General features: G+C 66.0%; 10 protein-coding genes. 3 read left to right on the top strand and 7 right to left on the bottom strand.

The features are described 5' to 3' along the window. Window positions 1-149: 149 nt before the first annotated feature. Together CH273_RS23860 and CH273_RS23855 are read left to right on the top strand one after the other, a co-directional pair. On the top strand, window positions 150-1538 hold the full coding sequence (locus tag CH273_RS23860) for a PspC domain-containing protein (protein WP_032398232.1): 1389 nt from the start codon (window positions 150-152) through the stop codon (window positions 1536-1538). After that, window positions 1535-1789 carry a hypothetical protein gene (locus CH273_RS23855; protein ID WP_032397496.1) on the top strand — a complete coding sequence of 85 codons (255 nt, stop codon included), beginning with the start codon at window positions 1535-1537 and terminating at the stop codon, window positions 1787-1789. Before CH273_RS23860 ends, CH273_RS23855 begins: the two co-directional genes overlap by 4 nt. Window positions 1790-1794: 5 nt before the next feature. Here the strand turns inward: CH273_RS23855 and guaA are convergent, their stop codons facing one another. The 4 genes from guaA to guaB all read right to left on the bottom strand — a co-directional run bounded on the left by guaA (window position 1795) and on the right by guaB (window position 8076). Further along, a complete protein-coding gene (guaA, locus tag CH273_RS23850) occupies window positions 1795-3384 on the bottom strand; it encodes a glutamine-hydrolyzing GMP synthase (protein WP_032397497.1) in 1590 nt (529 codons plus the stop codon). Window positions 3385-3414: 30 nt separating this feature from the next. After that, the gene (locus CH273_RS23845; RefSeq protein WP_032397498.1) at window positions 3415-5169 is read right to left on the bottom strand and encodes an FAD-dependent oxidoreductase; all 1755 of its coding nucleotides are present in this window, start codon (window positions 5167-5169) and stop codon (window positions 3415-3417) included. 186 nt (window positions 5170-5355) lie between these two features. Then, window positions 5356-6495 carry a GuaB3 family IMP dehydrogenase-related protein gene (locus CH273_RS23840; protein WP_032397499.1) on the bottom strand — a complete coding sequence of 380 codons (1140 nt, stop codon included), beginning with the start codon at window positions 6493-6495 and terminating at the stop codon, window positions 5356-5358. Window positions 6496-6552: 57 nt separating this feature from the next. Next, window positions 6553-8076 (bottom strand): IMP dehydrogenase, encoded by a 1524-nt coding sequence (guaB, locus tag CH273_RS23835; RefSeq protein WP_176459332.1) that lies wholly within the window; start codon window positions 8074-8076, stop codon window positions 6553-6555. 298 nt (window positions 8077-8374) lie between these two features. Between guaB and CH273_RS23830 the strand changes: the two genes are divergently transcribed. Then, on the top strand, window positions 8375-8779 hold the full coding sequence (locus tag CH273_RS23830) for a DUF5319 domain-containing protein (protein ID WP_032378069.1): 405 nt from the start codon (window positions 8375-8377) through the stop codon (window positions 8777-8779). Between the two features lie 84 nt (window positions 8780-8863). On the opposite strand, the gene CH273_RS23825 is transcribed toward CH273_RS23830, so the two are convergent. From CH273_RS23825 to CH273_RS23815, 3 genes are all read right to left on the bottom strand, one after another. Then, window positions 8864-9874, bottom strand: coding sequence for an anti-sigma-D factor RsdA (locus CH273_RS23825; protein ID WP_052050144.1), 1011 nt, complete (start codon window positions 9872-9874; stop codon window positions 8864-8866). Further along, window positions 9867-10445 carry a sigma-70 family RNA polymerase sigma factor gene (locus CH273_RS23820; protein ID WP_032397500.1) on the bottom strand — a complete coding sequence of 193 codons (579 nt, stop codon included), beginning with the start codon at window positions 10443-10445 and terminating at the stop codon, window positions 9867-9869. The genes CH273_RS23825 and CH273_RS23820 overlap by 8 nt, the downstream gene beginning before the upstream one ends. Before the next feature lie 136 nt (window positions 10446-10581). Next, entirely contained in the window at window positions 10582-11409 is an 828-nt protein-coding gene (locus CH273_RS23815; protein ID WP_052050147.1) for a hypothetical protein, read from the bottom strand. Window positions 11410-12009: the final 600 nt, after the last annotated feature.

Raw genomic sequence — 12009 nt, 5'->3', positions numbered from 1 at the left:
CCTTCGATCCTGGCACGGATGCGGTGGTGGTCGCATCAGGGTTCGCCCTGATGTTTTTCGTGGCTTTGTCGAGGTGGGCCCGATGTCGGGGACGAAGATCAGGGGTATCCCTGATGTGTTCGGTGGTCGTGGCGGAGACGATGGTTGGCATGAGCAACGTGACCGTCTCGGATCAACTTCAGCAGATGTGGCGCACCCGTCCGCACCGCTTGCCGCAACGCGGGCATGTGGCGGGTGTTGCGGCCGGTATCGGCTATCGCTACGACGTCGACCCCGTTCTGATTCGGATCGCGTTCGTCGTCTCCACCTTGTTCGGCGGTACCGGCATCGTGCTGTATCTGGCGGCGTGGCTGGTGCTCAGCCGCGCCGGTGACACGGCGTCGGGTGCGGAGTCGCTCGTCGGGCGTGGCAACAGCTCCGATTCGACGACCAAGATGGTGGTCGTGGCGGTGGCGTTGGTCATCGCGGTGTCGACGATCGGCCCTGTGGGTGTCGGACTCGGGGGTTCGGGGCTGATCTCTCTGGTGGCGATGCTCGGTGGACTGTGGTTGCTGCACCAACGGTGCCCGGAGCCGCCGCCGTACATGCGGACGGCGGAGTTCTCCCGTAACCGCTACGCCCCCATGCCTTTCGGTTCCAACACGTCGGCAGAGCAGTGGACGGCCGCGCAGTATCGTCCGCCGCAGTTCCAGTACGAGCGATACACGCCGTACACGACTCTGCCGAAGAGCTACGTTCCGACTCCGAAGACTGTCGAGTACTCCTCCGCCGGCTCCGACACCGGCACCGACGCGCACACCGTGAACCTGAGCAAGGCAACCGCACCCGTCGAGAAGCCGACCGAGACGCCGACCGACATGCACACCGTGACTCCACCGTCGTGGGACCCGCTCGGGGTGGCACCGTTCGCCTGGGATCTTCCCGAACCGACCGGGACATTCCCGCCCGCGGCGATCGAACGGAAGCGTCGATCACGGTGGACGGCAAGCTTTCTCGGTCTGGCCCTGCTCGCTGCCGGCATCACCGCGGCGGTCGGTGCCGCAACCGGTGGCGATTGGGCCTCGCCGGGCCGCGTCGGAGCCGTCGCTCTCGCCGTCGTCTCCGTCGGACTCGTGGTCGGCGCATTCCTGCGCAAGGGCTACGGATTGCTGGTGATCGCGGCACCTCTGGCCGGCTTCGTCGTCCTGGCCTCAGCGGTCGATCCGATGGACATGGGCGAGAGTGCGTCGGGAACCCAGCGCATCGCACCGACCGCCGTTGCCGATCTCGCGGACACCTACGACGTCGGTATGGGTGAACTGGACCTCGACCTCACGGGCCTCGCCCTCACCGAGAACCGCACCGTCGAGATCGACGTGGCGCTGGGCAGTGCGTCGGTGACCGTGCCCGATTCGATGAACGTGATCGTGCAGTGCGAGGCGGCGTTGGGTTCGTGCCCCACCGACACACGGTTCGGACCGGGAACGAGCAGCGATGATCCGGTACTGACGATCGTCGGCGATCTGGCACTCGGCGAACTGAAAGTGGGGAACCGGTGAAGAAGAACGAGACCGACCGTGTCGGCCACGACTACGACGATCCCGCCGGCGAGAATCGCACTTCGAGCCGACGCGGCCCCTCGGCACTGCTGCTGCTCGCCGGGCTGGCCACCATGGTCGTCTCGGTCGCAGCACTCATCGGCCAGGGAGCGATAGCGGCACTGGGCGACGTCCAGTTCCGCTGGGTGTTCGTCGTCGTCGCGGTGGTGGTCGGCTTCGCGCTACTGCTGGGCCCCAGCAAGAAGAGCTGAGTCCGCTACTCCCACTCGATGGTGCCCGGCGGCTTGCTCGTGACGTCGAGAACGACTCGGTTGACCTCAGGAACCTCGTTGGTCACCCGAGTCGAGATCGTTTCGAGCACGTCGTAGGGCAAACGAGTCCAGTCCGCCGTCATGGCGTCCTCGCTCGAGACCGGACGCAGCACGATCGGGTGGCCGTAGGTTCGGCCGTCGCCCTGCACCCCGACACTGCGTACGTCGGCCAACAGCACGACCGGGCACTGCCAGATCTGCTGATCCAAGCCTGCGACCGTAAGTTCTTCTCGGACAATCGAATCGGCATGACGGAGCGTGTTCAGACGGTCGCGGGTGATCTCACCGACGATGCGAATCGCCAGACCCGGTCCTGGGAACGGCTGCCTGCCGACGATGTCCTCGGGCAATCCCAGTTCTCGTCCGACGGCACGCACCTCGTCCTTGAACAGTGCGCGAAGCGGCTCGACCAGGGCGAACTGCAGATCGTCCGGCAGCCCGCCGACGTTGTGGTGGCTCTTGATGTTGGCAGTACCGGACCCGCCGCCGGACTCGACGACATCCGGGTACAACGTGCCCTGCACCAGAAACTCGACCGCGTCGCCGTGCTCGGCGTTCTCGCCCAGCACCTCGGCCACCGCGCCTTCGAAGCTTCGGATGAACTCGCGGCCAATGATCTTGCGCTTCTCCTCGGGGTCCGAGACACCCTCGAGTGCGCCGAGGAAGGTGTCGACCGCATCGACGGTGACCAACTTGGCACCCGTCGCGGCGACGAAATCCTGCTGCACCTGCTCACGCTCGCCGGCGCGCAGTAGTCCGTGGTCGACGAAGACACAGGTCAGACGGTCACCGATCGCCCGCTGCACCAGCGCCGCCGCCACTGCGGAGTCGACGCCGCCCGAGAGGCCGCAGATGGCCTTGCCCGTCGGGCCGACCTGCTCCTGCACGGCGTCGACCAGAGCGTCGGCGATGTTGGCTGCAGTCCAGTCCGGCGCGATACCCGCCGTCTCGTGCAGGAATCGGCTGAGCACCTGCTGCCCATGCGGGGAGTGCAGAACCTCGGGGTGATACTGCACGCCCGCCATACGCTTGCCCTCGTTCTCGAAGGCAGCGACCGGCGCGCCTGCGCTGGTGGCGGTGACGGTGAAGCCCTCCGGGGCCGCGGTGACGGCATCACCGTGACTCATCCAGACCGGCTGCGTGGCGGGCAGACCGTCGTGCAGACGACCGCCGTCCACGCTGAGTTGGGTACGGCCGTATTCCCGCGTTCCGGTGTGTTCGACGGTTCCGCCGAGGGCCTGAGCCATGGCCTGGAATCCGTAGCAGATGCCGAACACGGGGATGCCGAGGTCGAGGAGCGCGGAATCGAGCTCGGGCGCACCCTCTGCGTAAACGCTGGAGGGTCCGCCGGACAGAACGAGCGCGACAGGGTCCTTCGCCGCGATCTCCTCGGCAGTGGCGGTATGCGAGATCACCTCGGAGTACACATTGGCCTCGCGCACACGGCGGGCGATCAACTGCGCGTACTGGGCGCCGAAATCGACGACGAGAACCGGGCGTGCGTGTGCGGGATCGTGTGCAGAGGAGTCGGTCACCGGGTCAGTCTAGTGGGACTGCCGCAGTGGTCATGCAACACCCGAATGCTCGACGGGCATCGCCGACGAACCCGACCGGATCTCGACGATCGGCAGTCGCAGACCACCCGGAGCATCCACCGGCACGACCGGGGAGTTCGGGGCGATCGGATCGAGGCGCTGGTACGGCAACCCCTGCGCCGGACGGAGATCCAGCTCGCCCTTGTTCGGCCACAGCGCGGCCGATCGCTCGGCCTGCGCGCTGATCGTCAGCGACGGGTTGACTCCGAGGTTGGCCGATACGGCAGCGCCGTCGACCACACTGAGCGTCGGGTAGCCGTGGACGCGATGGTACGGATCGATGACGCCGTGCTCGGGATCCGAGGCGATCGCACAGCCACCGAGGAAGTGGGCCGTGAGCGGAATGTTGAACAACTCTCCCCACGTGCCGCCTGCCACACCACCGATCTTCTTGGCGATGCGTCGGGTGGCGTCGTTGCCCTCCGGGATCCACGTCGGGTTGGGCTCACCGTGCCCCTGCTTGCTCGAGATCTTGCGGCCGAAGGCTCCGCGCTTGGTGAACGTGGTGATCGAGTTGTCCAGGTTCTGCATGACGAGCGCGATGATGGTGCGCTCGCTCCAGTGCCGGACGTTGACGACGCGGACGAACTGGATCGGATGAGCGATCATGGCGAACACGAACTTGAGCCACCGCGGGATCCTTCCGCCGCCGTCGGTCATCAGTGTCTGCAGCATGCCCATCGCGTTCGAGCCCTTGCCGTACCGGACCGGTTCGATGTGTGTGCTGGGACTGGGGTGGAACGAGGACGTGATGGCCACACCGTGCGTGAGATCCATGTTCGGATCGACCGCCAGCTTCGCGGCCCCGACGATCGACTCGGAATTGGTGCGGGTCAGTTCCCCGAGCGTGTCCGACAGACGGGGCAGCGCACCCGTGTCCTTCATCTTGTGCAGCAGGTTCTGCGTACCCCAGGTGCCTGCAGCGAGAACCACATTGGCCGCACTGTAGGTCTTGCGGCCCTTGCGCAGCCGGGCACCGGTTCGTTCGGTGTCGACGTCCCAGGTCCCGTCGGATCGGGGAACGAGACCGGTGACGGTCGTCATCGGAACGATCTCGGCTCCTGCGCGCTCGGCCAGGCCCAGGTAGTTCTTGAGCAGGGTGTTCTTGGCTCCGTGGCGGCACCCGGTCATGCACTCGCCGCATTCGATGCATCCGGTGCGCTCGGGGCCTGCTCCGCCGAAGTACGGGTCCGGGACCGTCTTGCCCGGTTCTTCGCCGAAGAACACTCCCACCGGTGTCTGGATGAAGGTATCGGCGACACCCATGTCCTCGGCGACCGACTTCATCACCTCGTCGGCGGGGGTCATGTGCGGGTTGCGGACGACACCGAGCATGCGGGTGGCCTGGTCGTAGAACGGGGAGAGCTCACTGCTCCAGTCGGTGATGTGCGCCCACTGCTTGTCCTCGAAGAACGGTGCCTGGGGCTTGTAGAGGGTGTTCGCGTAGTTCAGCGAACCGCCGCCGACTCCGGCACCGGCGAGGATGAGGCAGTCGCGCAGCAGGTGCACCCGCTGGATGCCGTAGAGGCCGAGCTTCGGTGCCCACAGGAAGCGCTTGAGATCCCAGCTGTTCTTCGCGAAGTCCTTGTCCTCGAAGCGTTGTCCGGCTTCCAGGATGCCGACGCGGTATCCCTTCTCCACCAACCGAAGCGCGGTGACGCTTCCGCCGAAGCCCGAACCGACGATCAAGACGTCGTAATCCGTTGCGCGAACAGCTGAACCCATGGTGACCTCCGCTACATCCGATGCTGTCGAACAGTATGCACACCCCCATGTGACTACCGCCACAACCGATTCTAGCTGTTACGAGAGGTATCACCAACACAGGGTCGGCTTACGTGGACGACATGCAGCAGAAAGGGCGCGCACCCCTGAGTGAAAGGAGTACGCGCCCTGTCGGAGCAGTGTCGATCAAGCCCTGACGTTCAGGCCCACCTTCTGGAATTCCTTGAGATCGGAGTACCCGGACTTCGCCATCGACCGACGCAGCCCGCCGACGAGGTTGATCGAGCCGTACGACTCACGCGACGGTCCGTTGAGCACCTGATCCAGGCTCGGCCGCTCCCCCGCCGACATCGGCAGCAGCGCCCCGCGCGGCATGGACGGATGCGCCGCGGCCGACGGCCAGTACCAACCTCCGCCGGGAGCCTCCGCGGCGACGGCAAGCGGAGCACCGAGAACCGCAGCATCGGCCCCACAGGCGATGGCCTTGGCGAGGGCACCGGAGGTGGTGATGTCGCCGTCGGCGATGACGTGCACGTAGCGCCCGCCGGTTTCGTCCAGGTAGTCCCGACGGGCCGCGGCCGCATCGGCGATGGCGGTGGCCATCGGAACGCCGATGCCGAGCACCTCACCGGTGGTCGTGCCACCTTCGACCGAGCCGTATCCGACGATGACGCCTGCAGCGCCGGTGCGCATCAGGTGCAGCGCGGTGCGGTGATCGCTCACGCCGCCTGCGATGACGGGAACATCCAGCTCCGCGATGAAGGTCTTGAGGTTCAGCGGCTCGTCCTCACCGTGAGCCACGTGCTCGGCGGAGATGATCGTGCCCTGGATGACCAGCAGATCGAGACCCGATGCCACCAGGGCGGGGGTGAGCGAGCGAGCGTTCTGCGGGCTCACCCGAACGGCGACGGTCACCCCGGAGTCACGGACCTGACCGACGGCCGCGGCCAGCAGATCCGGCCGAAGCGGTGCCGCGTGCAGTTCCTGCAGGAAGGCGATAGGTGCGTCCGGATCGAGATCGGTCTCGGCGATGTGGATCAGCTGATCGAGCTTCGCCTGCACGTCCGCGTGGCGCGCCCACAGTCCTTCACCGTTGATGACACCCAGCCCACCCTGGCGACCCAGCTCGATCGCGAACTCGGGCGAGACCAGAGCATCGGTCGGATGCGCCAGAACGGGAATGTCGAAGCGGTACGCGTCGAGCTGCCATGCCGTCGACACCTCCTTCGACGACCGGGTACGACGGGACGGCACGATATCGATGTCGTCCAGCTGGTAGGTGCGGCGGGCTTCTCTGCCCATGCCGATTTCAACGAGGTCGCGCACGCGCGCACCTTTCTACTTCGAGAGCGAATCGAATCGGCCGAGGAAGGGCCGAGGCGACTATCGGGTGGTGTAGTTCGGGGCCTCTGCGGTCATCGTGATGTCGTGCGGGTGGCTCTCCTTGAGCCCGGCCGCAGTGATCTGCACGAACTGAGCCTTCTGCAGGTCCTCGATCGAGGTGGAACCGGTGTACCCCATCGCGGCGCGCAGACCACCGGTGAGCTGGTGGATGACCTGGGTCAACGGTCCGCGGTACGGGACGCGACCCTCGATGCCCTCGGGCACCAATTTGTCCTCGGCCAGCACGTCGTCCTGGAAGTAGCGGTCCTTGGAGAACGACTTCGCTCCCCCTCGACCCTGCATCGCGCCGAGCGAACCCATGCCGCGGTAGCTCTTGAACTGCTTGCCGCCCACCAGAATCAGCTCGCCCGGCGACTCTGCGGTTCCGGCCAGCAACGATCCGAGCATGGCGGTCGACGCACCGGCAGCGAGCGCCTTGGCGATGTCGCCGGAGAACTGCAGACCGCCGTCGGCGATGACCGGCACACCGTGCGGCTTGCACGCCGCGACGGCTTCGAGGATGGCGGTGATCTGCGGAGCGCCGACGCCTGCGACAACGCGGGTGGTGCAGATCGATCCAGGCCCGACGCCTACCTTGACCGCGTCCGCACCCGCCTCGACGAGGGCGAGTGCGCCCGCTCGGGTGGCCACGTTGCCGCCGACGACCTGTACGCGGTCGCCCACCTCGGCCTTGAGTTTGCTGACCATCTCGAGTACCTGCGAATTGTGGCCGTGCGCGGTGTCGACGATGATGACGTCCACCCCGGCGTCGGTCAGAGCCATCGATCGAGCCCAGGCGTCCTGCCCGACGCCCACCGCGGCACCGACCAGCAGGCGACCGTCACGGTCCTTGGTGGCATCGGGGTGCTGCTCGGTCTTGACGAAGTCCTTCACGGTGATCAAACCGGTGAGCGCGCCCTTGCCGTCCACGATCGGCAGCTTCTCGATCTTGTGGCGACGCAGCAGACCGAGCGCCGCTTCCGCGGTGACGCCCTCCTGCGCGGTGATCAACGGTGCCTTGGTCATGACGTCGGCGACGCGGCGGTTCTGATCGACCTCGAACCGCATGTCGCGGTTGGTGATGATGCCGACCAGCGCGCCGGTCTCGTCGGTGACCGGAAGACCGGAGATCCGGAAGCGCGCACACATGGCGTCGACCTCGGCCAACGAGTCGGTGGGCTTGCAGGTGACGGGGTCGGTGACCATCCCGGCCTCCGAGCGCTTGACCGTCTCGACCTGGGACGCCTGATCCTGCAGCGACAGGTTGCGGTGCAGTACGCCCATACCGCCGGCGCGGGCCATGGCGATGGCCATCCGCGCCTCGGTGACGGTGTCCATGGCGGAGCTGACCAGCGGTACCCGCAGGCGGATCTCGCGGGTGATCTGGCTGGAGGTGTCGACCGAGCTGGGAATCAGATCCGAAGCGGCCGGCAGCAGCAGGACGTCGTCGAACGTGAGGCCGAGCATCGCGACCTTGTTGGGATCGTCGCCGCCTGTGCGGACGTGGGCTCCGGGACTACTCATACGAATCTGGCCCTCCCTAGAGCCTGGTTGCACTTCGGCGCGGCGTGCGGCCGGTGAGAGCTCGCAGGCGCACCGCAATGCGGTGTTGGAGAACGGATGGAGTTTCGGCACTTGCACTCATCTGTTCAGCGCCGTGAACCATGGTATCGGCTAGGGCACAACCAGTGCGAATGCCTCCCGCTGTGAGTGGCTTCGAGCACCGAAATCGCGGTCTGCACCAGTGTCGGCGGCCACCGCGTCCGGCATGTCGTATTCGAACGGCTGGCGCAGACCCACAAGTCCTGCGTACCGTGGAGGCGTGCGCGATCAACTGCCTCCCGGTCTACCCCCGGATCCGTTCGCCGGAGACCCAGCCGACCCGTCGGCCGCCCTCGACGCCATCGAGCCAGGCCAGCCTCTCGATCCTCAGGAGCGCCTGGCCGTCGAGGAAGACCTGGCGGACCTGGCTGTCTACGAGGCACTGCTCGGCCACCGCGGCATCCGCGGACTGGTCGTGTGCTGCGAGGACTGCCAGCAGGACCACTACCACGACTGGGACATGTTGCGGGCGAACCTTCTGCAGCTTCTGGTCGACGGAACCGTCCGTCCGCACGAGCCCGCCTACGACCCCGTCCCCGACGCCTACGTGACCTGGGATTACTGCCGCGGGTTCGCCGACGCTTCGATGAACGACGCGTTGCACGGCGACGGATTCGACAGCTGACCCTTTCCGCATCTTCACACGAAGAAGCCCGACACGATCATCGTGTCGGGCTTCTTCGTCGTTCGGTGGGGAATCGAAACCCGGTCAGCTGCCGCCGGACGGAACCGACATGCGGTCGCGGTTCTCCGACGAACTGCCTCCAGCGGTCGCTGTCGGCTGATCGGGCTCCTGGACCACCGTCGGCGTGACATCGGTGGTCGTCGTCGGACTCGGGGTCGTCGTGGTGGGCGGAACCACGGGTGTCGTCGTCGGAGCCGGAGTGATCGGCACACCCGTGGTGTCGGGTGCGACCTGATCCACCGGAGCCTGTGGCAACACGACCTCCGAGCTGGGCACCGGAGCCGGGATCACATCGGCAGGCGGCGGGACGGGCGCGGGCAGCGTCAGAGCCTGCAGTTCCTGCAGCAGACGCGCCAGCCACTGATCGAGCTCGGCTCGCTGCGCGTCGTCGAGCACAGCGGAACTGCTGTTCGACGCACCGTCGAGCAGTGCGCGAGCGGCAGTGGTGTCCCCGGAGGACAGAAGATTTTCCGCCTCCTGCAGTTTGGACGTCGTATCGATCTGCGCCACGGTCGAATCGGCCTGCTCGGAGAAGACGACCGACTTGACGCTCCACAGCGGATCGTCCGGTGTCGAGTTGTACGAGATGACCACCAGGCCACCCATCACGACGGCGATCGCGGCTGCGGCACCGGCGATGGGACGCAACAAACGCATCCGTCCACCGCGGTTGGCCGAGCTCGAGCGAGCCATGTCGGCGGCGAGCTTCTCGCGTTCGACCGACGCGACGACCACGTCGAGGGAGGGTCCGGCCGGCATCGCCGGCGTGACCACGTCTGCTCGCCAATTGGCCAACAGTAGGGCGAGTTGGTACTCGTCTGCGTCATCGGTGGCAATCGGTCCGTCACCACTGATCGCGTCGATGAACGCATCGTCACGACGTACGGCGACGAGGTCCACTGGACCACCGTCTGCGCCGATGTCGGCATAGGGATCGTTCTGCTTCGGTCCAGTGGAGTTCACGTGCTCACCGATACGCGAGATTCCGCGACGCGGGGTCTCACCGGGGCCACCGTGACCATTGTCCCTAGCCATACATTTCACCTGCTCTCACAACTTCGTTCTTCAGTTTTGCGATAGCTCGGTGCTGAGCCACGCGGATAGCGCCTGCAGTGCTTCCGACGGCGGCTGCTGTTTCCTCGGCCGACAATCCGACTATCAGTCGGAGCACCAGAATCTCGCGGTGCTTGGCGGGCAAGGTGTCCAGCAGTGCAGTCATCTGTCGACTCGACTCGGATTCGAGAGCGCGTTGCTCCGGTCCGTGCTCCATCGACACGACATCTGGTACTTCGGCGGCCGGGTCCGATTTGTTACGCGAGGCGCTGCGATGGGCGTCGGCGACCTTGTGAGCCGCGATGCCGTACACGAATGCCATGAACGGACGACCTTGGTCCTGGTATCGCGGCAAGGCGGTCATGACTGCCAAACAGACCTCCTGCGCCACGTCGTCGGCCGAAAGCTGACCGCGTTCGGCCGAACCGACCCGTGCCCGGCAGTACCGAACGACGAGTGGTCGGATGAACTCCAAGACCCGGGACAGAGCCAGTCGATCGCCTTGCGCTGCGGCAACGACGAAAGAGTCAAGCTCCTCACCCGCACTGTTCATCGTCGACAAATTTCCCCGCGTTACAGGTACGCACCCGCCTGGGAGCGCTTCCACGTGGTGGTGGAACGAGACCAAGGATAGCGACACCACCCGGTCACAACCGAACCAATCGGTCCGACTCCGACCCAGGTCCTGGTCAACCGACCGTCGAACCACCCAGGCGATCGATGGCGGCAGCCAAGTCGCCGGAGGCGATCATCCCGGCATCGACCCCGCCTGTTCCCTCGCAGAGCATCGTGGCGGCCCAGCGCAGGGGTAGCAGACCTGCCATCTCCGCAGCACAGGCCACCTGGACGGCCGACTCACGGGCACGGGAGGTCTCACCGGCACAGCTCAGTGCGGCCGCAACCACCAGGTCGGTCTTGACGATGTGCCGTAACGAATCGGCATCGTTGGCGAGAGCTCGAGCGGCCTCGGCGTGTCGGACTGCCTCGGGTCCGTCGCCGCGCATCATCGCCAACTCGGCCGCCACCCACGCCGCCCGCAGTGCCGGGCGCCACGATCCCCGACCGACGTGGCCGTGCCGCTGGCCCGCACTGCGGGCCAGGAGGGTGTCCGCGAGGTGAAACCGTCCGCTTCCCAATGCATCTGCGGCCAGGCCGGTCAGCGCATCGCTACGGGCCTGAACGGAGTCCTCGGATTCCGACGGCCCTACGAGACCGACGAGAATGACAGCCATGCCGTCGAATCGGCGGGCTCGCTCGTGTTCGCCCACCTGACGCAGCCACGACGCTCTGGTCGAGGCGTGCAGCGACCGAAGTTCCGGGCCACGGGGCCGATGCCTCCGAAGCTCGATTTCGGCGGCGCTGTATCGACCCTGGCCCGCCAACGCGACACTGCGAAACCAGCTCTCTCGCGAATCGGTGGCGGCCGGGAGCGGAAATCGGCCGGGGTTGCTGCCGAAGGCAGCGTCGAAGAGTTCGGACTGCGTCGCGGTGAACAGCGAGCTCTGCTCTGATGGCACGGACGCAAGGGTAGGGCCTGAGCCTGCGTCGAACCGCGCCCGAGTCCTAACGATTCGTGGCGACGTTATTACGTGGGGCGAATTCGCTATCGGACCGAAAGGGGCATCGGTGCATCGTTTCCTGTGCGCAGAAAGCAGTTTTCAAGGAATTAACAATGTGAACACGGGCCGATTCGAAGACGAGAATCTGAACGCTGTGTGGCGAATAGGTTAATCGGCGCACTCGATCGCACATTCGGCTCACGACGCACAGCCTGCCGAATCCGCGCCCACTCGAACGTCGCCCCGCGATCCACGCGATCGTCTCGGACACTCCGTGCGGGCTCGGTCGAGGGAACCGACGTCGAGCCCGAGGTGTTGATCCGGACTACGCTCGGCACCACCGACACTGCTGTGATCAGCAGAAATACCGACAACAAGGTTCCGGTCGGATCCAGCTGGAGTCTCGTCGAACCGCCGCGGGACGTCTGCGTCGGAGCGCACCGCATCGGCAGCCGCACAGCCTGTGCACTCTCATCGTCTCGCGTGTCGGCGGATTCTTCAACAGGAAGGACACGCATGCGGGTGAGTCGAAGTAAATATCGCCCGTGTTAATTCTTT

The sequence above is a fragment of the Rhodococcus sp. 05-339-2 genome (assembly GCF_002258965.1).
In the GTDB taxonomy this organism is placed as follows: Bacteria; Actinomycetota; Actinomycetes; order Mycobacteriales; family Mycobacteriaceae; genus Rhodococcoides.
This window is presented reverse-complemented; position numbering and strand designations above follow the sequence as displayed.